Origin of the sequence: Tenuifilum sp., assembly GCF_037481895.1 — a bacterium.
Lineage (GTDB): Bacteria > Bacteroidota > Bacteroidia > Bacteroidales > Tenuifilaceae > Tenuifilum > Tenuifilum osseticum.
On the sequence record NZ_JBBFKU010000046.1, the window covers coordinates 1 to 22,779 of the forward strand.

General features: G+C 41.9%; 24 protein-coding genes, 1 tRNA gene and 1 riboswitch. Of the genes, 18 read left to right on the forward strand and 7 right to left on the reverse strand.

Translation table 11 applies throughout. The annotated features are described in order from the left end of the window. The first annotated feature begins 74 nt into the window (after window positions 1–74). Together WHS63_RS11900 and WHS63_RS11905 are read left to right on the forward strand one after the other, a co-directional pair. Window positions 75–629 carry a DUF4389 domain-containing protein gene (locus WHS63_RS11900; protein WP_445205292.1) on the forward strand — a complete coding sequence of 185 codons (555 nt, stop codon included), beginning with the start codon at window positions 75–77 and terminating at the stop codon, window positions 627–629. Between the two features lie 76 nt (window positions 630–705). Next, window positions 706–1,125, forward strand: coding sequence for a hypothetical protein (locus WHS63_RS11905; RefSeq protein ID WP_445205293.1), 420 nt, complete (start codon window positions 706–708; stop codon window positions 1,123–1,125). A 64-nt stretch (window positions 1,126–1,189) separates the two neighbouring features. Here WHS63_RS11905 and sucD read toward each other — a convergent pair whose 3' ends face one another. Beyond that, complete coding sequence (gene sucD, locus WHS63_RS11910; protein ID WP_445205294.1) at window positions 1,190–2,062, reverse strand: succinate--CoA ligase subunit alpha; 873 nt, start codon at window positions 2,060–2,062, stop codon at window positions 1,190–1,192. Window positions 2,063–2,260: 198 nt separating this feature from the next. Between sucD and WHS63_RS11915 the strand changes: the two genes are divergently transcribed. The 3 genes from WHS63_RS11915 (at window position 2,261) to sfsA (ending at window position 5,454) form a co-directional block, all read left to right on the forward strand. Continuing rightward, window positions 2,261–3,721 (forward strand): NAD(P)-dependent malic enzyme, encoded by a 1,461-nt coding sequence (locus WHS63_RS11915; protein ID WP_445205295.1) that lies wholly within the window; start codon window positions 2,261–2,263, stop codon window positions 3,719–3,721. Window positions 3,722–3,981: 260 nt separating this feature from the next. After that, complete coding sequence (locus WHS63_RS11920; protein WP_445205296.1) at window positions 3,982–4,707, forward strand: SOS response-associated peptidase; 726 nt, start codon at window positions 3,982–3,984, stop codon at window positions 4,705–4,707. 45 nt (window positions 4,708–4,752) lie between these two features. Further along, entirely contained in the window at window positions 4,753–5,454 is a 702-nt protein-coding gene (gene sfsA / locus WHS63_RS11925; protein WP_445205297.1) for a DNA/RNA nuclease SfsA, read from the forward strand. Between the two features lie 6 nt (window positions 5,455–5,460). On the opposite strand, the gene WHS63_RS11930 is transcribed toward sfsA, so the two are convergent. Together WHS63_RS11930 and WHS63_RS11935 are read right to left on the reverse strand one after the other, a co-directional pair. Beyond that, window positions 5,461–5,835: a thiol-disulfide oxidoreductase DCC family protein gene (locus WHS63_RS11930; RefSeq protein ID WP_445205298.1), complete on the reverse strand. Its 375-nt coding sequence runs from the start codon at window positions 5,833–5,835 to the stop codon at window positions 5,461–5,463. Window positions 5,836–5,866: 31 nt separating this feature from the next. After that, entirely contained in the window at window positions 5,867–7,162 is a 1,296-nt protein-coding gene (locus WHS63_RS11935) for a tetratricopeptide repeat protein (protein WP_445205299.1), read from the reverse strand. A gap of 68 nt (window positions 7,163–7,230) precedes the next feature. Here WHS63_RS11935 and WHS63_RS11940 point away from each other — a divergent pair, with 68 nt between their 5' ends. From WHS63_RS11940 to WHS63_RS11950, 3 genes are all read left to right on the forward strand, one after another. After that, window positions 7,231–7,686, forward strand: a complete 456-nt coding sequence (locus WHS63_RS11940) for a YciI family protein (protein WP_445205300.1) — start codon at window positions 7,231–7,233, stop codon at window positions 7,684–7,686. A 356-nt stretch (window positions 7,687–8,042) separates the two neighbouring features. Then, on the forward strand, window positions 8,043–9,245 hold the full coding sequence (gene trpB, locus WHS63_RS11945) for a tryptophan synthase subunit beta (protein WP_445205301.1): 1,203 nt from the start codon (window positions 8,043–8,045) through the stop codon (window positions 9,243–9,245). Window positions 9,246–9,373: 128 nt separating this feature from the next. After that, window positions 9,374–10,183 carry a DUF4384 domain-containing protein gene (locus WHS63_RS11950; protein ID WP_445205302.1) on the forward strand — a complete coding sequence of 270 codons (810 nt, stop codon included), beginning with the start codon at window positions 9,374–9,376 and terminating at the stop codon, window positions 10,181–10,183. Here the strand turns inward: WHS63_RS11950 and WHS63_RS11955 are convergent. From WHS63_RS11955 to WHS63_RS11965, 3 genes are read right to left on the reverse strand one after another with little or no spacing between them, the layout of a single operon-like run. Continuing rightward, the gene (locus tag WHS63_RS11955; protein ID WP_445205303.1) at window positions 10,173–10,865 is read right to left on the reverse strand and encodes a diphthine--ammonia ligase; all 693 of its coding nucleotides are present in this window, start codon (window positions 10,863–10,865) and stop codon (window positions 10,173–10,175) included. The two genes, WHS63_RS11950 and WHS63_RS11955, sit on opposite strands and share 11 nt — an antisense overlap. 8 nt (window positions 10,866–10,873) lie before the next feature. Continuing rightward, a complete protein-coding gene (locus WHS63_RS11960; protein WP_445205304.1) occupies window positions 10,874–11,947 on the reverse strand; it encodes a YncE family protein in 1,074 nt (357 codons plus the stop codon). 22 nt (window positions 11,948–11,969) lie between these two features. Further along, window positions 11,970–13,895 carry a TonB-dependent receptor plug domain-containing protein gene (locus WHS63_RS11965; protein WP_445205305.1) on the reverse strand — a complete coding sequence of 642 codons (1,926 nt, stop codon included), beginning with the start codon at window positions 13,893–13,895 and terminating at the stop codon, window positions 11,970–11,972. A 104-nt stretch (window positions 13,896–13,999) separates the two neighbouring features. Then, window positions 14,000–14,187, reverse strand: a riboswitch (cobalamin riboswitch). 429 nt (window positions 14,188–14,616) lie between these two features. Between WHS63_RS11965 and WHS63_RS11970 the strand changes: the two genes are divergently transcribed. The 10 genes from WHS63_RS11970 (at window position 14,617) to WHS63_RS12015 (ending at window position 22,389) form a co-directional block, all read left to right on the forward strand. Next, window positions 14,617–14,799 (forward strand): hypothetical protein, encoded by a 183-nt coding sequence (locus WHS63_RS11970; RefSeq protein ID WP_445205306.1) that lies wholly within the window; start codon window positions 14,617–14,619, stop codon window positions 14,797–14,799. Between the two features lie 435 nt (window positions 14,800–15,234). Then, a complete protein-coding gene (hisG, locus tag WHS63_RS11975; RefSeq protein WP_445205307.1) occupies window positions 15,235–16,095 on the forward strand; it encodes an ATP phosphoribosyltransferase in 861 nt (286 codons plus the stop codon). An 11-nt stretch (window positions 16,096–16,106) separates the two neighbouring features. Next, entirely contained in the window at window positions 16,107–17,384 is a 1,278-nt protein-coding gene (gene hisD / locus WHS63_RS11980; RefSeq protein ID WP_445205308.1) for a histidinol dehydrogenase, read from the forward strand. Between the two features lie 4 nt (window positions 17,385–17,388). After that, window positions 17,389–18,450, forward strand: coding sequence for a histidinol-phosphate transaminase (hisC, locus tag WHS63_RS11985; protein ID WP_445205309.1), 1,062 nt, complete (start codon window positions 17,389–17,391; stop codon window positions 18,448–18,450). Beyond that, window positions 18,447–19,529, forward strand: coding sequence for a bifunctional histidinol-phosphatase/imidazoleglycerol-phosphate dehydratase HisB (gene hisB, locus WHS63_RS11990; protein WP_445205310.1), 1,083 nt, complete (start codon window positions 18,447–18,449; stop codon window positions 19,527–19,529). The genes hisC and hisB overlap by 4 nt, the downstream gene beginning before the upstream one ends. Window positions 19,530–19,531: 2 nt before the next feature. Further along, window positions 19,532–20,128 carry an imidazole glycerol phosphate synthase subunit HisH gene (gene hisH / locus WHS63_RS11995; RefSeq protein ID WP_445205311.1) on the forward strand — a complete coding sequence of 199 codons (597 nt, stop codon included), beginning with the start codon at window positions 19,532–19,534 and terminating at the stop codon, window positions 20,126–20,128. Then, window positions 20,122–20,838, forward strand: coding sequence for a 1-(5-phosphoribosyl)-5-[(5-phosphoribosylamino)methylideneamino]imidazole-4-carboxamide isomerase (locus WHS63_RS12000; protein WP_445205312.1), 717 nt, complete (start codon window positions 20,122–20,124; stop codon window positions 20,836–20,838). The genes hisH and WHS63_RS12000 overlap by 7 nt, the downstream gene beginning before the upstream one ends. After that, complete coding sequence (gene hisF / locus WHS63_RS12005; RefSeq protein ID WP_445205313.1) at window positions 20,820–21,575, forward strand: imidazole glycerol phosphate synthase subunit HisF; 756 nt, start codon at window positions 20,820–20,822, stop codon at window positions 21,573–21,575. The genes WHS63_RS12000 and hisF overlap by 19 nt, the downstream gene beginning before the upstream one ends. A gap of 14 nt (window positions 21,576–21,589) precedes the next feature. After that, on the forward strand, window positions 21,590–22,249 hold the full coding sequence (gene hisIE, locus WHS63_RS12010) for a bifunctional phosphoribosyl-AMP cyclohydrolase/phosphoribosyl-ATP diphosphatase HisIE (protein WP_445205314.1): 660 nt from the start codon (window positions 21,590–21,592) through the stop codon (window positions 22,247–22,249). A gap of 66 nt (window positions 22,250–22,315) precedes the next feature. Continuing rightward, window positions 22,316–22,389, forward strand: a tRNA-Arg gene (locus tag WHS63_RS12015). 159 nt (window positions 22,390–22,548) lie between these two features. Here the strand turns inward: WHS63_RS12015 and WHS63_RS12020 are convergent. Then, a partial coding sequence (locus tag WHS63_RS12020; protein ID WP_445205315.1) for a hypothetical protein occupies window positions 22,549–22,779 on the reverse strand: 231 nt, incomplete at its 5' end.

Here is a 22,779-nt window from a genome sequence, read left to right on the forward strand (position 1 = left end):
AATGTAAAACTATCCCTTAACGGGGATATTTCCAACTCCCATTTTTTATCTACAAAATTTTATTTTGGACGGATGTGCTCCTGAGAACATTTTTCGGCTGGCTGTACATTCTACTGCCACACGGTTTCCTCCTATTTTTTGTATCAATTTGGGCTCTAATCCTACAGATTGTAGCATTTTGGGCAATACTATTTACTGGCAAATACCCAAAAAGTCTATTTGACTTTCAGGTAGGCCTATTGCGATGGAACTTACGTGTGAACGCCAGGGTATTAAACATATCCGATGGATACCCTTCGTTTGGCATTAATGGAACCGATGAGTATACCTCTTTAGAGGTTGAATACCCTGAAAGGGTAAGCCGTGCATTAATGCTGGTTCGTTTCTTTTTTGGTTGGCTTTATGTTTACATTCCACACTTCTTTATCTTGTTCTTTAGGCAAATATTTGTAGGCGTAATTATCTTTTTGGCATGGTTGATAGTACTAATTACAGGTAAATACCCCGAGGAGTTTCACAGTTGGGTTGTGGGGCAACTTAGGTGGATGACACGTGTTGGATTGTACATGGGCTACATGACCGATGTTTACCCCGCCTTTACCGGCGACGAATTAGATTCAGAGAAGTAGCTTACAAACATCTTTTTTGTATTTTTGCCAAGGCATCGGTTTAATACGATGCCTTTTTTTTAAAATAGTTTTGAATATGAATTCAATATTAGTATCGCGCCCAAAGAGTGAAAAGTATTATTCCGAAAACAAAATCAAAATCCTAATTGATGGTCAGCTAAGAGGTAAAATTGACCAAGGCGAATCGCTTACCGTTGAACTTCCTGATGGGGAACACACTTTTAGGGCCACAACTACTTTTCAAATGGGTAGTGGAGAAATTACTGTTAATGCTCAGAAAGAAACCAGCATTGAGGTTAGTGTAAATCCAAACTTCAACTTTACCCCAACAATGGCTTTTACTGCAATTCCGTTTTTTCTAATAGTTTTCTTCAATTATGATAATGTATGGGTAAGAATTACATTAGGGGCTCTAATGGCTGCTACAATATTCTTGTTCATACGGATGCTAATAAAAGGGAGAACTGAGGCAATAGATATAAAAGTAAAGGATTAACCAATATGGGATTAAAAAAAGGCCGGCTCAATATTTGCCGGCCTTTATTGTTTTTGGTAGAATATTATTTCAGCGCATCCCTCATGGTTTGACCAATGTTAGCAGGCGATTCCACTACATGAATACCACACTCACGCATGATCTTCATTTTAGCAGCAGCGGTATCGTCGGCACCACCAATAATAGCACCAGCATGTCCCATTCTTCTACCTTTAGGAGCGGTCTGTCCTGCTATAAAACCCACAACAGGCTTAGTTCCATGCTCCTTAATCCATCGAGCAGCATCGGTTTCCATGCTACCGCCTATTTCACCTATCATCACAATACCATGGGTATCGGGATCAGCCATTAGTAGCTTAACGGCTTCGAGCGTGGTTGTTCCAATTACCGGATCGCCACCAATGCCAATGCAAGTGCTTTGACCCAACCCCAACTTGGTAAGCTGATCAACGGCCTCGTAGGTCAAGGTGCCCGAGCGCGATACAACGCCAATATGTCCCTTTTTATGAATAAAACCCGGCATTATCCCTACCTTAGCCTCTTCGGGAGTTATTACTCCGGGGCAGTTTGGGCCAATTAATCGGGTTTGCGGAAAATCGGCAAGGAAATGTTTTACCCTTACCATATCGTTTGTGGGTATCCCTTCGGTTATGCATACTATCACCTTAATTCCTGCAGCAGCAGCTTCCATAATGCCATCGGCAGCAAAAGCCGGGGGTACAAATATGACCGATACATCGGCACCGGTTTCTTTCACTGCTTCGGAAACAGTATTGAACACAGGCCTATCGAGATGTGTTTGTCCTCCCTTGCCCGGAGTTACTCCGCCCACAACGTTGGTTCCATACTCAATCATCTGGGTAGCATGAAAAGTGCCTTCACCACCTGTAAAGCCCTGAACAATTACACGTGAATTTTTATTGACTAATACACTCATATCATGGATTTTGTTGAATTGTTAATCGTAAAAATACAACACGTATTGCGACCTCAAACCTACATTATTTTGTCAAAAAAAGCAACAAAAACATACTGTATAACATATTTAAAAAACTAGATTGTTTAGTTTGAATTTTGTATCTTGGGTAAAAATTATATCAGCAAATCGAAATCTAATCAATTAAAAATTAAACATATGGGTAAAGTAAACATCAAATTAGAGCGCCTTGGCGAAATGTTCCCAGAAAATTGGACTGAGGAGCAACGCGCAAAGGGTAAAACTTTATTCTTAAAATACCTCAGCGAGAAGGCCCATAAGCATTACGGAGGTAAAATCCAAACAGCACCTAAAGCACCTGTGCTTGGCTTTAACTGGTTCAATGTATGGTACACCCCAGGAGTCTCCAAAATATCAACAACTATACGCGATAATAATGATGCGTCATTTGAACTGTCGAACCGAGGCAATTTAGTTGCTGTTGTCAGTGACTCGACCCGTGTTCTTGGCGATGGCGATTGCACCCCTCCGGGTGGTCTGGGGGTGATGGAAGGGAAAGCATTCCTGATGAAGTACCTTGGTGGCGTGGATGCAGTTGCTCTTTGTATTGACAGCAAGGGGAAAGATGGCAAAAACGACCCGGAAAAGATAATCGATTTTGTAAAGATGTGCCAGCACAGCTTTGGCGCTGTAAACCTTGAGGACATCTCACAACCTAACTGCTATAGAGTTCTCGATGTACTGAGGGAGGAATGTGTGATTCCGGTTTGGCACGATGATGCCCAGGGAACTGCATGCGTTACCCTTGCCGGGTTACTCAACGCCCTAAAGTTGGTAAACAAAAAACTAAGCGATGTTCACATTGTATTTTTTGGAGCTGGCGCATCCAATACCACCATTGCCCGCCTGATAATAGCCGATGGAGGTAATCCTAAAAAGATGATTATGTTCGACTCGCATGGTGCACTTCATCGCAAACGTGACGATATTAAAGCCGATAGCCGTTTTTACCGCAAATGGGAGATTTGCGAGCAAACCAATCCCGATTGCATTAACACCATGGAGGAGGCCATGAAAGGGGCCGATGTGCTAATATCGCTTTCCACCCCAGGCCCTGACACCATTAAGCAGGATTGGATTAGGCTAATGGCCGATAAAGCCATTGTATTTGCCTGCGCCAACCCAGTACCTGAAATTTACCCATATGCAGCAAAAGCAGCAGGGGCATACATTGTGGCTACGGGCCGTGGCGATTTCCCAAACCAAGTAAATAACTCGTTAGGATTCCCCGGAATACTTAAAGGAGCCTTGCTGGTTAGAGCATCAAAAATAACCGATAACATGGCCATTGCCGCTGCGCACTCACTGGCAAACTACGCCGAGAAACGTGGAATAAACCCCGATAATATTGTGCCAACCATGGATGAAGCCGACGTATTCCCCGTTGAAGCAGCCGATGTGGCTGTACAGGCTGTTAAGGATGGCGTTGCCCGTAGGCCAATGAGCTGGGATGAGGCGTACAGCATTGCCAAAAAGGATATTGAATACTCTCGTTCCATGGTTAAATCGTTACACGATAATGGCTTCATAACCGACCCACCAACCGAAATGCTGGAGGAAGCACTTGAATGGACCATTAAACAGATTGAGGGGAAGTAAGGATAAAGGGTAAAGGATAAAGGGTAAAGGATAAAGGTTAAAAGTTTGTTTAAAAGGCTAATACTGTTCTGTTGTGAGGAATAAAAATGCCTTTGCGAAACTGATTAAGGGGAGGGTTATTAGCAATAACCTCCTCTTATTTTGGTTTGTATGACTTCTTACTTTAGTTATCAAAGGTTTTGAATGGCAATAAGATTTTAATTAGAGTAGTCTTGTAAACAAAGATGTAAACATAGAAATGTTAAATCATCCAACACCTAATGTGCTTCACGCTTAGCGTACAAGTTGAAAAGCATAGACTTGAGAAAGCCATGAATGCTCGGTTCAGAGAGAATTTTCGCTTTGAACCCTTCTACTTTGTATCAGCTTTTGATTTTCCTGTTATTCCTGTGGTTGCATCGGATAATCCAGAATATTTTACACCAATGAGCTGGGGCCTAATACCCAACTGGGTAAAAACCCCTATTGAAGCTCAATCCATTAAAGGGAAAACGCTGAATGCTCGATTCGAAAGCATTCTTGAAAAACCATCGTTCCGATACTCTGCAAAAAGCAACAGATGCATAGTACCTGCTACCGGTTTTTTTGAATGGCAGCATATACATGGTAAAAAAATACCATGGTTTATTGGCTTAAGTAATAATGAAATAATGCATTTAGCTGGAATTTACAGCACATGGACTAATACTGAAACAGGTGAAATGGTTGACACCTTTAGCATTATCACCTTACCGGCAAACCCATTACTCGAAAAAATTCATAATACCAAGAAACGAATGCCAGCCATACTAAAGCCCGAAAATGCAGAAAAATGGTTGGATAAGGATTTAAAAACCTCCCTTTACTCTGATATAATTAAACCCGTAGAACAGGAATACTTAAAGGCGTATACAGTATCACCAATTATTTCGAATCCTAAGGCTAACAGGAATGTTCCGGAAGTTTTGAAACCCTACTCATACCCTGAGCAACAATCGCTTTTTTGAACATTCAAGGTGAAAACCTGTTTAAAAGCAACATCTTTACATTATATGAAATTTGACCAACCCCTAATCCACGGCAGGCTTATTAAACGCTATAAACGATTTTTGGCCGATATTCTACTCGACAATGGGAATGTAGTTACAGCGCATTGCACCAATTCGGGCTCAATGAAAAGCTGCCTGGAAGAAAACGCCGAAGTATTCATAAGCCCAAGCTCTAATCCAAACCGAAAGTTACCCTATACCTGGGAAATGATTAGGATTAATAATGGCTGGGTAGGAATAAACACCTCGAATCCCAATAGAATTGCCTATGAGATTCTGAAAAACCAATGGATTGATAAGCTACCAACCTTTAAAACTTTAATAAGAGAAGTCAAGTACGACGATAGCCGTTTCGACATTTACGGTGAAACCGAAAATCAGAAATGGTTCTTTGAGGTGAAAAACGTAACGTTGAAGGAAGGGAGGTTTGCCCAATTCCCCGATGCTGTAACTACTCGTGGGCAAAAACACCTAAGCACTCTGATTAAAGCTAAAGCTGAAGGTTACCTTGTAGCTATGATATACATTATTCAACGCACCGATGTGGATATATTTGCTCCCGCTTGGAGTATTGACCCTGCATATGCTAAAGAGCTAATAAAGGCGTTTGATGCAGGAGTAAAACTATTTGCCGTTCAGGTCAATGTTACACCTGAAAGTATTGAGCCGTTAAAGCTCCTACCCATTGATTTATTTCAAAAATGATATTGACTATTCAGTAACGCAGCTTTCACATTTACCGAACCAGCGGTAACGGTTACGAGCTATTATGTCATAGAAAAAATCCCTTATAGGAGTAGGTATAAGCAAGAATATTGACAGTATTGGCCAAAACCCACTAAGGTGCCAACAAATCAGTAATGCTGCAGTTGATTTTATGTAAACTTTTCCCTTTAGAACGAAAACCACTGATTCTTTATACTGCCTATCAACCCCATAATGGCTGACAATCAGACCTGCATCATTTGAGCCAAACGGCATAAAACTAAATCGTTGCCTTTTATCGTAACGCTTTATAAAGCGTACGCTTTTCTGGCATAGATTACACGATGAATCGTATAGAACTATATAAGAAAGGTGTTCCATACTTTAGGAACACCTTTTGAATGGGATTTGTTTAGTAAACAAGGAATTTCCCGTTTTTTAAATCATCCATGAAGAAAAACTCCTTTTTAAGCAAATCTTTATAAAACCCAGTTTTTCTCTGTTCGTTTTTTAGCTGAATGCTGTCATCAGCATATTTTTCCAGGATAATGCTATCGTATTTGTGTACCAGGTATTCAGCATCTCTGAATTTTTTATCATAAATCTTGCACCAAATAATCTTATTCAGGTACTTAAGCTCATTTTTTTTATCTTTCTCGAGTGCCATTTGATAGTTTTCAACTGCCAAATCAATTTTGTTACCGGAGTTATAAATATCTCCTGCTAGCTCATAAAATGATGCTACCAGCTCATCGGATGGGTAAAGAAGTTTAATTGTTTTACTTATAACATCCAGAGCCAGGTTGCGCTCACCAATATTCTGCAATGTTTTTGCGTAAACAAAATTTAGAAAAAAGTCGGTACTATCCATCTCATAAGCCTTTTTAAAGAGATTTTCTGCTTCCAGATAGGAACCGTTGCTATGCTTGGCAATAGCAAGGTTTTTCAAGGTAAAGAATGATGAGTCGCCAAGCGAAGCAATCCTTGTGAAAGTTATTTCGGCTTTACTATACTTTTTCATATCCGATTCAACCTTCCCCTTAAGCATAAGAATTGGCATGTAAGTTGAGTCAACCTGGTAGGCATCAAGAATATTCTCGTACACGTACTGTAATGGCACATTGCTTTTAATCAGTTGAGCGAAGTATTTTGAAGCAACAAAAAGATTTTTAGAGTTTAACAGATATGCTTTATTGTATGCGGTAGTACTTTCAACAGTCATATTCATTGCCTTGTACTGGTCACCCAGCATTTCCCAGTATTTAGCACATGTCGAGTCCAATTCTGTAAGTTTCAGGAACTGTTCCAAAGCCTGTTTATGCAATGAACTACTCCTGAGCAGATTTGCATACCTGGTTATTATGTTAGCATTCAAGGAATCATCTGCTAGTATTTGTTTGTAAAGGTCAATGGCTTTGGATGAATTACCAACACTCTCGTAACACCTGGCTAACCCTTTCTTCGCAAGCTGATTGTCGATATTTGTAAGTTTTGAATAGTAAACCACTGCACTATCCCACATGTTTAACCCCTCAAAAGCTATTGCCTTGAATTGGATTAACTCAGGTGATGGAGGCAACTCATTAATTTGTTCAAGAGCATCGGAATACTTACCTAATGCAATACTTGTTAAGATTTGGTTGCCAATTTGACCATAGCCTAGTAATGACATTACGCTTAATCCTATGCAAAATGTAATTCTTTTCATACTTTTGTTTTATTTGATTTGATAGTATAGTAATTTAACGCTTTGTGTTGAACATTATTATATGAACAATGAAAAAGATATTGATTGCATTAACACTATTTGTTGCAGGCATGAACCTTTTGCTTGCACAAAACATTAATTACAATCCTGAGCTTGCACAAAAGCTAAATGCCGATGAATACGGTATGCGGTTATACACATTCGTTCTACTAAAATCGGGCGATAAGCAAAACCTTTCAAAAAGTGAAACAGACAGTATTTTTAGAGGCCATATGAACAACATTGTCCGTTTAGAGAATGAAGGTAAACTGTTTGTTGCCGGACCGTTTGGAGCCAACCCTTATGGTTACAGGGGATTATTCATTTTCTACGAAACTGACATTAAGAAAGTGGAGGAAATGGTTAATACCGATCCAGCAGTAAGTTCAGGAATCCTAAAACCCGAAATTTTTAACTGGTACGGTTCGGCTGCATTGCCCATTTACCTTGATTATCACAATAAAATATGGAATAAAATGCCATAACCCAATTTGGATTTTAAAAAAAATCTTTTTAAGATTGCAAAAGAATAGACAACGATGAAACGATTAAGCAATATTTGGTGGTGGCACAAATTAATCCGAACACAGGGGGATTAGTTAGGCCATTGCTTTGCAATATTCAGCCGTAGGTTACCCCCTACGGCTTTTTTAATTTAATAAGTAGATGATGATTCAGTTTTACCGACAAATACAACAAATTGCTGTTTTCGCTCCATGGTGGTGGCGGGGCCTCCCCGCATAGCTATTGTTTTACTGTGAGCTACGTGCCACAAAGGTTCAATTCATCTATCAAGTACATTTTTTCAAGTCATTTTTTTAACCCTAAAAATTTTATCATCATGGAAACAACAATTTCAAACATACAGCATGAATTTGTACAGCCTTTAAGCAACATGTTAAAGTATAATGGCCGCTATGGCGAATATGGCGGAGCTTACGTTCCCGATGTTTTGGCAAAGCCACTGGAACGCTTGGCCAACGAGTTTGATAGGCTTACTAAGGATCCTAGTTTTCAGAAAGAGTTTGTACAGCTACTCAAGCACTATGTAGGAAGGCCCTCGCCCCTATACAGGGCAAAAAGACTATCGGACCAAGTAGGATCGACCATTTATCTTAAACGCGAAGATTTAAACCATACCGGCGCTCATAAAATTAACAACACCATTGGACAAGTCCTGGTTGCAAAGCGCATGGGTGCAAGGGAAATAATTGCTGAAACCGGTGCCGGGCAACACGGTGTGGCAACCGCAACAGCCGCTGCCCTTATGGGAATCCCTTGCAAGGTATTTATGGGAGCAAAGGATGCCGAGCGGCAAGCGCTAAATGTGCGACGAATGAAACTTTTAGGAGCCGAGGTGATAACAACTACAATGGGAACAGCAACCCTAAAGGATGCTGTTGACGCAGCCTTGATGTACTATATAGAACATCCCGAATCGTTTTACCTTTTAGGCTCACAGGTTGGGCCGCACCCCTACCCCAGAATGGTGGGTTACTTTCAAAGCGTTATTGGGAACGAAGCACGTGAACAGATACTTATGCAGGAGGGCCGTTTGCCCAACGCAATTTTTGCTTGCGTTGGTGGTGGCTCCAACGCTATTGGTCTTTTCTCTGGTTTTCTGGACGATGTAGAGGTTGAAATATATGGCGCAGAGGGCGGTGGCGAAGCCATTCCCGGTAATACAGCCGCTACTCTTACATTTGGTAAACCAACAGTATTCCAGGGAACGCTATCCTACTGCCTGGTTGACGACAATGGAAACCCGTGCGAGTCGCACTCTGTAGCTGCAGGGTTAGACTATCCCGGCATCAGCCCGCAGCACGCTTACCTTAAGGATACCAGTAGAGCCAAGTATTTTGCAGTTACCGATACCGAAGCCATTAAAGCTTTTGAAATGCTCTCGCACCTGGAGGGAATAATCCCTGCCATTGAATCGAGCCATGCGGTTGCGCTGGCAGCCAAAATGCTTAAAAACAAGAACCAGCTTGCCATTGTTAACCTTTCCGGACGTGGCGATAAGGATGTGGAAAGAGAGTTTTGAGGTAAGGTTTGGAATAATCGTTGCTGGTGTGAAGTGCCCTTACGGGGCACTTCGCTTTTTTAATGGGAAATGCTTGCCACTATCAATAATTTGCACGAAATTTGAAGAGAAAAGAGAAAAACATCGCCATGAAAAAAATCTTATTAATCCTCCTGCTTCCAGTTGGGCTATTTGCAAACGCCCAGGAAATAACCAAAGTTGAAAGTGCAGTGGGCCGACAGGTAATAGCAGGAAGTATTAGCGAAGATGAAGCTCGTGCCAAGGCAATTGCCCAAGCAAAAGTTGACGCTCTTAGGAAAGCCGGAGTAACCGAGCATATCCAATCGTATGAAATGCTTTACAAGAGCGAGGTTGGAAACAAATTCGACGAAGTTTTTATGAGCGATATGTTTTCCGAAATTCGTGGAGCAGTCAGAAAATATAACATAGTAAAAATTGACAAAGGAATTGATGAATTTAAGAATTTTTACGTTGAAGCTATAATTGACGCTGAGGTTATACAGTACACAACAGCTAAAGACCCTGCATTCCAGGTAAGCATCGATGGAATTAAGCAGGGTTACCAAAGCGGCGAACGTATGCGTTACACGGTTACACCAACCCAGGATTGCTACCTTAATATTTTTAACCTTTATGAGAACAACGCTTCGCTTATTTATCCCAACCAGTTTGAGAAAAGCAGGCTATTTAAAGCGGGCGAAAAGGTCACCTTTCCTCTTAGCGAACTTATTGATGGCTATACCCTTGAAAAGAGCGCAAAAGAGCCAGAAACGAATAAACTTGTTTTTGTGTTCACAAAAGATAACATACCATACATTAAGTATAAGTTGAACCAGGAAGGCGACCAGCTCACTACCTTTGAGGATATTTCGGCTTGGTTATTCAGCATATCGCCCGATAGACGGGTTAACTACTTTATCCAATTCGTTATTTACTAACTGCAATATCGGCAAACCAAAAAGTTTTAGTATTTCCGCCCTGGGGATTGGGGTATTCCTTCCTTGTTTTGCTAATTACCTTTACCTCAATGGGTTTTTGAATGATTGGGCCAGCAGTAACAAAGCTATGAAACTCGCCATTTTCACCGCAGGGGTCAACTCCACCAGGAAGTTTTTCAATGTAAGCTGAAGTATAGAACTGACCCACAAAACTCTCGTCAAGCAGGTCGCTATCAACACAGGTAATTATTGATTTAAAATGGTTATCAAGAAATTGGCGTGCCACTTTGGCCGACGTAAGACCCCAGAGTGGAAAAACGGGGGTTATACCAATTCCCTCCAACTGTCTTTCACGGTACTTCCTAATATCCTCAAGGAAAATATCACCAAATACCACCCCTTCAACCCCATCCTGTTTCATTCTGCTCATAAATGCTCCCATAATACTTTCGTATTCATCCATACTACAATTTTCAGGGAGGGTAATAACATGAAGCGGTATTCCAATTGCATCAGCCTGATATTTCAGCACGTCCAATGCAACACCATGCATTGATACTCTATTTGTAGAAGAATTTATGGTGGTTACAAGACCAACAATGCTGTGATTAGGGTCATTTATACATCGGTATAAAGCCAGAGCGGAGTCCTTGCCCCCGCTCCAGCTCATTAAACAATTCATATAAGTTCCTAGTTAAAAAGAACACCATTTGGACCAATACCCACTGAAACGGTTTTCTTTGGCCCGCTTCCATCGCTGTTGTAAACCTTTAAACTACCTGCACTGGTAAAATTAGGCGCCTCAAGGGTATAAATATCACCGTTAATAGGATTTACATTAAACCCATAAAAATAACCTGAAACCAATGGGGTTTGACTAATTGAACTAGCAGCTATTTGCACATTGTATATCCCATTAAACCCAAAACCTCCACCAAAGTAAATGGTTTGCTTATCCACACTGATATCGATATGCGATGGATGCATATCGTTGAATAAATTGACACTCTTCTCCACTGACATTGTTGAAGTGTTTATAGCCACAAGCGACGATGGTTTATGACCAGCAACATTCCAGTTTGCATCGTAAATTGTGGTACCTGAGCAAAGTACCCAAACCTTACCATTTGCATCAACGGTAAACTCTTTAGGGCAATAGCCAACATTTATGGTTTTTTCAACCTGAAGGGTTGAAGTATTTATTACTGTAACCGTTGAATCAACGCCGTAACCACCACTATTAGCAACCCATACCTTACCGGCTGCATATATGATTCCCTCAGCACCAGTACCCACTGGAATTGAATCGATTTTTTCAGAGCCATTGGCGTTATATACCATTACAGCACCTTTTTGCCCCCAGCCGTTCCATTGCGAAACAAATAATTTGCCATCGACCACCACGGCATAACGTGGGTTATTGAGATTACTAACCTCGCCTGTTTGAATAAAATCAGAACTATTAACAATAACAACCTTGCCGGAGTTATTTAGTACTAAGTAGATTTTTCCATTGGCCTTTACCCCACCCTGAAGCACATCGCCCAATAGACGAGCATTAACATTCTTAAACACATTATTCACCACCGAGTCGGACTGGTAACTAACCCAGCTCACCGAAGCATTTGACTGCCTAAATGACCCTTCGTTGAGCACAATGGCTCCGTTTTCAAACTTACCGGGCTTTTTGTCGTCCTTTTCGCACGAAAAAAACGCAAATGCCAAGAAGGCAAAAATGGTTAGGTTAAAAAATTTTCTGTTCATTTTTTTAAAGTTTTTAAGTTGATTATTTAGTTGATTTGGATTGAAAATCGATATTTAACCGAATAAAGCAATTACGCAGGGGCATGGCATAGTTACGAACAAGCTGGTATTGCTCATTCCATACATTATTAACACCTACCCCAAACGTGAACGCACTCCCCCGTGCCTTACAGGAGTACCCAATATATATATCACCAAGGTTGTATAAGGGCAAAGTGTTTAGCTCATCGGTATATCGCTCCGATGTGAAGGAATGGTTATACCCAAAATTAAACTGCCCGTAAATAAATGAGATTGATGCTCCAACCTTATGCCTGGGAATGTAAATCATGGGTTTGCCATTGTAGCTCCCGCTATCGTATATCTTTGAATTGGTGAAAGTGTAACTTAAATCGGACCTGATTGAAATTGGCACCAACTTGATTCCAAGACTTATGAAACTTTCGAACCCTTCCGATTTGCCAGTGCTAATATTACTAGGTTTCCACCTATTATTATCCTGGGCGTCGGGTAACCAAACTATCCACCTATTTAATCTGCTAATAAAAAAGGAACCAGAGAATTTGAGATTTATGTCATTCTGAATAATAGTGTAACCAAAGCCTAAATCGGTATTCCATCCATATTCAGGTTTCAAATTGGGGTTTCCCACCGCATAGGTGGTTGATGACCAGTAAAGGTCGTTTAGCGTTGGCAAACGGTAACTCGATGCGGCTGAAGCCCTTAGCATCAATCCTTTTGTAGCTTTAAACTCCAGTCCGCTTGAAGCAACCAACGGTATAAGCGAACCATTAACCAACTCATCGCGAAGCGAGAGGACAAGCTTAATTCTACTACCCAGCAAATGGCTCACAAGTGAGGCGTAAGCTGAGATGCGGTTCCGTAAGGCATTTTCAGTGTAGCTTTGGGATGAAGCAATATCAACAGAATACCCCAAACCAACAACCAACTCCTGATGCTTAAGCATCGTTTTTTTTAGTTCAATCTCGTTTACAAGTTGTTTGTAGGTATTCAAGCTGCTAATACCGGCAGCGGGATCGGTAAAATGATTATCGCCATTTATGAATGCGTTTCTGAGTTTGAGAGAAAAAAATGGTAAATCCCCTGTCAGGTTTGACGATACAGCAAAATTATTGTCGAGCTGGTTCGCCTGGGAAATCTGAGAGCTGCTCATCAAAGTTTGGACATTCTTATCGTTATGGGTAAACCAACCCGAAATGTTCCAAAGTGCATTATTACTGAAACGTAACACAGCATCGGCTAATATCCCATGCTGAGCAGCCTGCGCATTGGTAATTCGCTCACGTGGGTTACCAAACTTGTAGGTATTGATGAATTCAAAATCGTTATCAGCAAACAATCCACTATACTTAAAGGATAATGCACTTTTTGAATTACCTATCTTTACTGAAGCATTAGCACCCCTTGTATTTCCGCTTCCATAGATAAAGCCAGCCCTTGCTCCGTTTGGCTGAAGCAGCAGGCCCCCATTTTCAAGAATCACAATCCCCGATACTGCACCACTGCCATAAACTGTTCCATTGCCACCATGCTGAACTGAAACCGAGCTAAACAGGCTAACCGGGAATTGCGAAAGGTTTACTCCTCCATTCAAGGGGCTTTGCAGATTTATTCCGTTCCAAACCACAGCGGTATGCGATGAGCCCCCACCCCTAACAGCTATTGTGGCAAGTCCACCAACTCCATATGAACGAATATTTACCCCAGTGGATTGAAGTAACTCGGTAAGGCTTTTGCCTTCAAAATTCGTCAACCTTAAAGTGTCAATTTTTATTGTGTTTGTCCCAATTGTATGGAGTTGGCGGTAAGTTGAGTAAATAGTAACCTCCTCCACACGTATTGTATCCTCAAGACACATTTGTGCTCTGGCAGCAGTAATGCCCGAAATGGCAAGAGCGAATAATATTACACCGACTCTAAAATACATTGCTACAAATGATTAACAGTTTTTAATCATTCGCAGCGCTCGGACTTAGTGAAAATAGAACAGAAAAAAGTTTGTGTTCTATCCTTCGCTTTTCACCCGAAAGCTACGAAAAAAGCAAATTGGCAGGTCTTCTGGCTTGCTCAACCTTTTACAGCCTTCCCATAATGCAATTACATTACAGTGGCAGGGGAGTAAAAGGCCTTTGAATGAGCTTACAGCTGCGGGGACAGCCCCGGATTTACACCGGGTTCCCTTTTAAGCCTCACTAGGCACCAATAACACTGCAATATTACTCCGTTTATATGAACTATGCAACAGCTCAGGGTTATGTTTTTGAACAGAATGTTAACACGGCACGAAGCATAGCGATTTAGTATCACATTTCAATGTCGTTTAGTTAACAAAAATATACATGCCTGTCATCCTGCGCGCAGCGAAGAATCTCTAATCGACCCCATGAGATGTTTCGCTTACGCTCAACATGACAATAGTTTCACGAGCAACGAACATCTAACAACGCTTCCAGCCCCGTAGGGGAGTAATATTTGTAACGCCATGATTATTCCCACATGTATAGCGATGCACACAATGCATATGCCAAAGAGCAAGGGTGAGGCTTTGCATCGCAAAGGAAAAACATTGCAAAGAGTGATTTTTACGTTCTTTCTTGTCTTGATACAAGAAAGAACCAAAGAAAATCAAGGCTGAAAAGCCCGACCCGATGGGTACCCCATGGATGGAACTGCCCCGCGATACTATTCGCCACGCCTACGGCGTGACTCATGTGGTATCGCTTACTAAGCCCACCACCACGTTCCACCCCCGACCCATTGCCGGGTCAGGCTTTTATGCCTCCGCTTGCTTCTTCCGCTCCATTCCCTCTCAGGGAATAGGGCTGGGGTGAGGTCAATTTCACGAACAAAGAACAACGAGCAACTTACACGAATAACTTTATTTGTCATCCTGAGCATAGCGAAGGATCTCTAATCGACCCCTTGAGATGTTTCGCTTGCGCGCAACATGACAAATAACCTTAACTAAACAACATTGAATCACATTTTATTTATCTATAAGCTACATTCCGATTGTGTTTCAATAATTTTTCTATGCTGATTTGGATTTTTAATAAAAGTTACTTTTATTTGCAGAACAACAAACCGTAAATGATAGCTACTAGTTATACCACTCTTCATCATCATCACCATTCACACTTCTGGCGAATGGCAGATGAGCATTTGGTATAACCAATAAATCGATAAAGAGACTACCTTATTCAAGGGTCTGCCATTCAAAAGGCAGACCCTTTCTGCTTTTAGTAATTCACCAAAAACAAGTTGATATGAACACAAAAATTACCTTGGCCATCCAAAAAAGCGGCCGATTAAACGAAGGAACTATTGAGTTACTGAACCGATGCGGAATAAAAATTTCAAACGGAAACAATCATCTTAAAGCGTTGGCTGAGGGTTTCCCAATGGAAGTACTACTGCTAAGGGATGACGATATTCCGCAATACGTTGCCGATGGGGTTGCCGATATAGGCATTCTTGGATACAACGAGGTTCTTGAAAAAGGGAAAGATATCGAGGTTGTCCGTCAGCTGGGCTTTTCCAGATGCCGGCTTTCCATTGCTATTCCACGAGATGTAAACTATAGTGGCAGGCAATGGCTATCAGGCAAGCGAATAGCAACCTCTTATCCTGAAATCCTTAAAAAATTCCTGAACCAGAACGCAATTGATGCTGATATTCACACCATTAGCGGTTCAGTAGAAATAACGCCCGGGATTGGAATGGCCGATGCCATTTTCGAAATTGTAAGTAGCGGAGGAACATTGCTTAGCAATAACCTCAAAGAGGTTGATGTTATAATGAAAAGCGAGGCTGTTCTTGTTGCCAATAAGAGCTTAGATGAGCAAAAGAGCGAACTCCTTAAAAAGCTTGAGTTCCGGATTGAGGCTGTTCTTAAAGCACAACGCAACAAGTACATACTACTCAATGCTCCAAAGGATAAGCTGAACCAAATCATTAGCCTGATACCTGGGATGAAAAGCCCAACAGTTTTACCATTGGCTATCGAGGGGTGGTGCTCACTTCACTCGGTAGTCAACGAGGATGATTTTTGGGAAGTTATTGGTAGGCTGAAAGATGCTGGTGCCGAGGGAATTCTTGTAGTGCCAATAGAAAAAATGGTTATTTAAAAGCTAAAGCTATGGTTACAATTACCGATAAAACCAACATTAACTACTCCGAGCTACTTAAGCGGCCGGTTGAGAATAACCCTGAGACAAGAGTTACTGTTCAGGAAATTATTGAAAAGGTCAGGGTTCAGGGCGATTCTGCCCTACGGTTGCTAACCAAAAAGTTTGATGGTATCGATATCGATAGGTTTGAGGTTGATGAGCAAACCATTGCAAGTAGCCGCAATCAGGTTGGGGAAAATCTTAAAGCTGCAATTGAAATAGCCAAAAAGAACATTGAAAGGTTTCACTCAGCCCAAAAGGTAAGCGACGTTGAAGTGGCTACTTTGCCCGGTGTAAGCTGCAAGCTTGTTTACCGACCCCTGAAACGCGTAGGGCTTTATGTTCCGGGTGGGACAGCCCCACTAATATCGACAGTGCTTATGCTTGGCGTCCCTGCAAAGGTAGCCGGATGCAATGAGCTTATTGTTTGCACTCCTCCGCCAGTAAACCCAATAATTCTTTATGCTTGCAGCTTAGTTGGAGCAAAGGTATTCACAGTTGGTGGTGCACAAGCCATAGCTGCCATGGCATTTGGAACGGAAACCATTCCCAGGGTTGATAAGATTTTTGGGCCAGGGAATAGCTATGTAACCGAAGCAAAAATGCAGGTTTCTGCCATGGGAATTCCTATTGATATACCTGCCGGACCATCGGAGTTACTTGTAATAGCCGACGAAACTGCCATTCCTCAATTTGTTGCTGCCGACCTCCTATCGCAAGCAGAGCATGGGACCGATAGCCATGTTGTGCTGATAAGCAATTGCAACTCAATTATTAACGAAACTTTAGATGAGATTAACAAACAGATTAAAAATCTACCTAGAATGGACATAGCGCTAAAAGCGCTGGAAAACAGCTATGCCATTAAGGTGGAAACAGTTGAACGAGCAATTGAAATAAGCAACACCTATGCCCCGGAACACCTGATACTTGCAGTTGCAAGTCCTGAAAAATATGAGACAATGATAAAGAATGCGGGTTCGGTTTTCATGGGGAATTACACACCCGAATCGGCAGGCGATTATGCAAGCGGAACCAATCATACCCTTCCTACAAGCGGATTTGCAAGAAGTTGGGGTGGCGTAAATCTGCTTTCGTTCACAAAAACCATTACTTACCAGTCAATTACCCCTGAAGGGATTCAGGAACTTGGTAATTGCATAGTTGAAATAGCTAACGCTGAACGATTGACTGCACACGCCAATGCAGTTAAGCTAAGAATGGAAAAACTAAGTAATCAAAGTTAACACCATGATGACACTAAGTGAGACATTAGAACTGGTTCGCCCAAATATAATGAGGCTAAAACCTTACTCATCGGCGCGAAATGAGTTTACTGGAGGCAATGCTATTTTGCTCGATGCTAACGAAAACCCTTACAACCTTTGGAACGACGATTTGATTGTAAACCGCTACCCCGACCCACAGCAGCGTGAAGCAAAACTGAAAATAGCAGAAATCAAGGAAGTTTCACCTGAGCAAATTTTTCTGGGCAATGGTAGCGATGAAGCGGTTGACCTCATAATCCGTTGCTTTTGTGAACCATCAACCGATAGCATTGCAATATTTTCACCAACCTATGGAATGTACTCGGTTTGCGCTGAGGTAAACAACGTGCAGGTCAAAGAATTTATTCTGAACAACGATTTTAGTATCAACCTCCAACAATTCTTTAATGGTATATCACCTAGCACTAAAGTTGTATTCATATGTAGTCCGAACAATCCCACAGGCAATGCTCAACCGATTGAAACAATTGAGCAAATTCTATCAAAATTTAGGGGAATAGTTGTGGTTGATGAAGCCTATATCGATTTCTGCCCTGAAAAAACTTCTCTTAGCCTCTTAAACCGATACCCAAACCTAGTTGTTTTGCAAACCTTTTCAAAGGCCTGGGCTATGGCAGGAGCTCGAATTGGGATTGCTTTTGCAAACCCCAAAATAATTGCCACACTTAACAAGGTTAAGTTCCCATACAACATTGGTGTACCCTCGCTTTCAGTTCTATCTAGGGCCATAGAGCAATATTCAAACACAAAATCGTTGATAAGTCAGATAGTTAGCGAAAGGGAACTTTTAAGATTAAGACTTCAACAATTGTCGTGTGTTAAAATGGTTTATCCTTCGGATTCAAACTTTTTGCTGGTAAAGACCACCGATGCTAACTCCGTATATAATTATCTGCTGAACAATGGAATAGTGGTCCGAAACCGCACCCATGAACCATTGTGCAATAACTGTTTACGTATTACAGTGGGTAAACCCTATGAAAATAGCAAGTTAATCCAGATCCTTAACACCTACAGGCCATGAAACCAATACTTTTTATCGACCGCGATGGCACCTTAATAAAGGAGCCTACAGATTACCAAATTGACAACTTTGAAAAGCTGGACTTTATGCCTGGTGTGTTTTCATGGCTAGGACGAATATGCAAGGAATTTGACTTTTACCTGGTAATGGTAACCAATCAGGATGGTCTTGGAACGTTCAGTTTCCCTGAGGATAGTTTTTTGGGCTCACACCAGGTAATGCTTAGAGCACTTAATGCCGAGGGTATTCAGTTCGATGAGATACTTATTGACTGTTCCTTCCCTGAGGAGAATTTACCCACACGCAAACCGGGCATTGGCTTGGTTAAACATCTTCTAAATGCAGATTTTGACATTGCCAACTCCATTGTTATTGGCGATAGGGAAACCGATGAACTATTTGCCAGAAACATTGGATGCCAAGCAATTCGCTTTGGAACTCATGCAACCATACCAGGTAGTTTTACAGCCATGAGCTGGGAAGAAGTTTATAACCTAGTAAAGCCTAAAAGGCTTGCTGCAATTTCACGTAAAACCAACGAGACTGACATCGCTGTAAACATTAACCTTGATGGAACAGGCCAGGCAAAGGTAAATACAGGTATTGGATTCTTTGACCACATGCTTGAGCAGCTCGCCAAGCACTCAGGAATAGATATTGACATTGTATGCCTTGGCGATTTACGGGTAGACGAGCACCACACCATTGAGGATGTGGGCATTGCTCTTGGCGAGGCGTTACGAAAGGCTCTAGGCAATAAGGCTGGTATTTCGCGATACGGATTTGCCTTACCCATGGACGAAAGCAGAGCAATGGTGTTGCTTGACTTTGGCGGTAGGCCATACTTGGTATTCAAGGGCAGTTTTTCTCGCGAATTCGTTGGACAAATGCCAACCGAAATGGTTAAGCATTTTTTCCATTCGCTTGCCTACTCCGCCCAAATTACATTGCATATCGATTTTGATGGCGAAAACGACCACCATAAGGTGGAAGCAATTTTTAAGGCATTTGCACGGAGTCTTGGAATGGCAATTAAAAAGGATGGTAATAGTATTCCCAGCACAAAAGGTATTATTTAACTATGAAAACGAATATTACCATAGGTATAATTCAATACGGAGCCGGCAATCAGGCTTCGGTAATGAATGCTCTGGACCGCTTAGGTGTGAAAAATATTCCAATTGTCACGCCACTGGATATCAGCAAAGCTGACAAGCTAATTATTCCAGGGGTTGGACATGCCAAAAGAGCAATGGAACAGTTAAAGGAAACTGGGCTTGATGCTGCTATACAGGAAGCCCCTATTCCGTTGCTTGGCATTTGCCTGGGAATGCAACTCCTTGGGGAGAAGAGCGAGGAGGGTGATGCCACTTGCCTGAGGTTATGCAGCTTTAATACTGTTAAGTTTAATTTATCGCTTAAAATACCCCAAATGGGTTGGAACAAAGTAACGCTAGGCAGCAATCCCTTGTTTAGTGGATTGCCCCAAGAGGAATGGTTCTACTTTGTTCACAGCTACTATGTTCCTAAGAACCAGTACACGATTGCCACTTGTAACTATGGCATTGAATTTACTGCAGCAGTTCAGCATAAAAATTTTTGGGGAGTTCAATTTCATCCCGAAAAAAGCGGAAAAGTAGGATTACAAGTAATTAAAAACTTTATTGAGCTATGTTAGTAGTGCCAGCAATCGATATAATTGATGGGAAATGCGTTAGGCTATTCCAGGGCGACTTTTTAAAAGTTAAGGAGTATGATTTAAATCCCGTGGACCAAGCCAAAGTATTTGCCGATATGGGATTGGAACACCTACACCTTATCGACCTTGACGGTGCAAAAGAGGGCGCTCCCAGGAACCTGAGGGTTCTGGAACAAATTGTAAAATCCACCTCCCTAAAGGTCGATTTTGGAGGAGGACTCCGTGACCTAAACTCAGTAAACCTTGCTATCAGCGCTGGGGCATGGAAGGTTAACCTCGGTTCAATGCTTTTACAGGCCAATGAATTGTTTATGAACGATATATCAACCCAGAAAGTTATTGCCGCAGTGGATTGTGAGCACTTTATGGTTAAAACTAATGGTTGGCAAAATCAAACAAGGGTCAGAGTCGACGAGCTTTTAAATCGCCTATTAAGTTTGAGAATTGAACATTTCACTATTACCGACATAAGCCGCGATGGTACATTAACCGCACCCGCTTTTAGCCTTTACGAAGATTTACGACAGAAATTCCCCGATATAACAATTTGGGCTAGCGGAGGGGTTAGCTCTGTAGCTGATGTTATTAACCTGAAAAGAATGGCCATAAATGGAGCTATTGTAGGTAAAGCATACTACGAGAACAAGATTAACCTAAAAGAACTACTACAATGCTTGCAAAACGAATAATACCATGCCTCGACATCAAGAATGGCCGAACTGTTAAAGGTGTGAACTTTGAAAACCTTGCCGATGCGGGCGATCCAGTTTATCTGGCCGAAAAGTATTACAACGAAAGTGCCGATGAGCTAGTGCTGCTTGATATCTCAGCAACCCTTGAGGGGCGCGAAACCTTTATTGAAGTTGTGCGCAATGTGGCTAAAGCTATAGCTATTCCTTTCACTGTTGGTGGGGGAATAGGTTCAGTAGATCAAGCTGAAAGGCTTATTAAAGCCGGTGCGGATAAGATTTCCATTAACACTGCCGCAATTCAGAAACCAGAGCTTATTGGCAAAATGGCCTATGCCTTTGGAAGGCAATGTGTGGTTGTTGCTATCGATACCATGCTTACCGATAAAGGCTGGGAGGTTGTAAGCCATGCAGGAACAAAAAGAACGGGCATAAAAGCCCTTGAATGGGCAAAAACCTGCGAAATACTTGGAGCTGGTGAAATACTTCTGACTTCACACACATCCGATGGAACAAGGGAAGGGTTTGCAGTTGACATCACCCGAAAAATTTCCCAAAGCATCAGTATTCCTGTCATTGCATCGGGAGGCGCAGGATTGCCTGAGCATTTTGCAGAAGTATTAACCACAGGTATGGCCGATGCAGCCCTGGCTGCAGGCGTGTTCCATTACGGCGTACTTTCAATTCCACAGGTAAAAAAATACTTACAAAGCAGAAATATTGAAGTTAGATACTAATAAAAACAGATGCTATGACTACACTAAATTTTGACAAACTAAATGGATTGCTTCCTGCAATTATTCAGGATGCAGCCACAGGTAAAGTGCTAATGCTTGGATTTATGAATCGCGAAGCACTTGAAGTTACCCGTAAAACGGGGCTTGCCACATTCTACAGCAGAACACGCCGACAAATATGGACAAAAGGCGAAACCTCAGGAAATTTTCTTAAGGTGATGGAGATAATTCCCGATTGCGATGGCGATACGCTTCTGGTAAAGGTTACACCACAAGGGCCGGTGTGTCACACAGGAAACGATACCTGTTTCAATGAGACAAATGGGAACACCTTAAGCTTTATTGATTACCTTGAGGATATAATAGAAAACCGCAAGCAAGCAAGTGCCGACCAAAGCTACACAGCCAAACTTTTAGCTGCAGGCACCAAACGCATTGCCAAAAAGGTAGGCGAGGAAGCCGTTGAGCTTGCGCTTGAGGCCGAAAATGGTACCGACGAGCGGTTGCTCGACGAAGCCACCGATTTGATTTACCACACCCTGGTTCTGCTATCGAGCCGTAACCTTAAATTCAGTAAAGTTATTGAAACACTCAGAACCCGGCACACCGATTCAAAAGTGAGCAACAGTGAGGTTGAAGATTTTAAGCGAGGCGAAAAACAGTGGGGCAAGTAAAAATGATGTACGGTGTTTTATTTTTTGAAAGTAATGATTAATTTTGCGCTTCGAAATACCGAAGCCGGTCCGGTAGCTCAGTTGGATAGAGCAACAGCCTTCTAAGCTGTGGGTCGTGGGTTCGAATCCCGCCCGGATCACTTGAAAAAACTCACATTTACTAAAGGCTATTCTGAACAAGGATAGCCTTTAATTCTTGGAAAAACATCAGGGCGGGACCTCGCTCGCGCGCGTTTGTAAACGCGTGCAGGTACACCATTCATTGCTGGCGCGGACTTGTAGTCCGTGACAAATACTTCTTACACTTTATTACCCTCGCCTCCGCTCGTTTTTAATCGCGTGCGGCATACACCGCTCTGCTCGGTAGCTTTCAGTAAATTTAGTAAAAAATTCCCTTGGTTCAGGCACGTACAATTTTTTTTTGTCCAGCCCTCATTCCTCATTGCTGGCGCGGACTTGTAGTCCGTGACAAACTGCAACCCCCGCTCGCGCGGATTTGCAATCCGTGCGGTAACCATACACCACACATT

What these genes read in the sequence shown, in the direction of transcription:
- hisC (WP_445205309.1), top strand. Translation starts at nt 17,389, where the DNA reads ATGATGACACTAAGTGAGACATTAGAACTGGTTCGCCCAAATATAATG.
- WHS63_RS12000 (WP_445205312.1), top strand. Translation starts at nt 20,122, where the DNA reads ATGTTAGTAGTGCCAGCAATCGATATAATTGATGGGAAATGCGTTAGG.
- hisH (WP_445205311.1), top strand. Translation starts at nt 19,532, where the DNA reads ATGAAAACGAATATTACCATAGGTATAATTCAATACGGAGCCGGCAAT.
- hisF (WP_445205313.1), top strand. Translation starts at nt 20,820, where the DNA reads ATGCTTGCAAAACGAATAATACCATGCCTCGACATCAAGAATGGCCGA.
- WHS63_RS11915 (WP_445205295.1), top strand. Translation starts at nt 2,261, where the DNA reads ATGGGTAAAGTAAACATCAAATTAGAGCGCCTTGGCGAAATGTTCCCA.
- WHS63_RS11920 (WP_445205296.1), top strand. Translation starts at nt 3,982, where the DNA reads ATGTGCTTCACGCTTAGCGTACAAGTTGAAAAGCATAGACTTGAGAAA.
- WHS63_RS11935 (WP_445205299.1), bottom strand. Translation starts at nt 7,162, where the DNA reads ATGAAAAGAATTACATTTTGCATAGGATTAAGCGTAATGTCATTACTA.
- sfsA (WP_445205297.1), top strand. Translation starts at nt 4,753, where the DNA reads ATGAAATTTGACCAACCCCTAATCCACGGCAGGCTTATTAAACGCTAT.
- WHS63_RS11905 (WP_445205293.1), top strand. Translation starts at nt 706, where the DNA reads ATGAATTCAATATTAGTATCGCGCCCAAAGAGTGAAAAGTATTATTCC.
- hisB (WP_445205310.1), top strand. Translation starts at nt 18,447, where the DNA reads ATGAAACCAATACTTTTTATCGACCGCGATGGCACCTTAATAAAGGAG.
- WHS63_RS11950 (WP_445205302.1), top strand. Translation starts at nt 9,374, where the DNA reads ATGAAAAAAATCTTATTAATCCTCCTGCTTCCAGTTGGGCTATTTGCA.
- WHS63_RS11965 (WP_445205305.1), bottom strand. Translation starts at nt 13,895, where the DNA reads ATGTATTTTAGAGTCGGTGTAATATTATTCGCTCTTGCCATTTCGGGC.
- WHS63_RS11930 (WP_445205298.1), bottom strand. Translation starts at nt 5,835, where the DNA reads ATGGAACACCTTTCTTATATAGTTCTATACGATTCATCGTGTAATCTA.
- WHS63_RS11955 (WP_445205303.1), bottom strand. Translation starts at nt 10,865, where the DNA reads ATGAATTGTTTAATGAGCTGGAGCGGGGGCAAGGACTCCGCTCTGGCT.
- sucD (WP_445205294.1), bottom strand. Translation starts at nt 2,062, where the DNA reads ATGAGTGTATTAGTCAATAAAAATTCACGTGTAATTGTTCAGGGCTTT.
- hisD (WP_445205308.1), top strand. Translation starts at nt 16,107, where the DNA reads ATGGTTACAATTACCGATAAAACCAACATTAACTACTCCGAGCTACTT.
- WHS63_RS11960 (WP_445205304.1), bottom strand. Translation starts at nt 11,947, where the DNA reads ATGAACAGAAAATTTTTTAACCTAACCATTTTTGCCTTCTTGGCATTT.
- trpB (WP_445205301.1), top strand. Translation starts at nt 8,043, where the DNA reads ATGGAAACAACAATTTCAAACATACAGCATGAATTTGTACAGCCTTTA.
- hisG (WP_445205307.1), top strand. Translation starts at nt 15,235, where the DNA reads ATGAACACAAAAATTACCTTGGCCATCCAAAAAAGCGGCCGATTAAAC.
- WHS63_RS11940 (WP_445205300.1), top strand. Translation starts at nt 7,231, where the DNA reads ATGAAAAAGATATTGATTGCATTAACACTATTTGTTGCAGGCATGAAC.
- WHS63_RS11970 (WP_445205306.1), top strand. Translation starts at nt 14,617, where the DNA reads ATGGGTACCCCATGGATGGAACTGCCCCGCGATACTATTCGCCACGCC.
- hisIE (WP_445205314.1), top strand. Translation starts at nt 21,590, where the DNA reads ATGACTACACTAAATTTTGACAAACTAAATGGATTGCTTCCTGCAATT.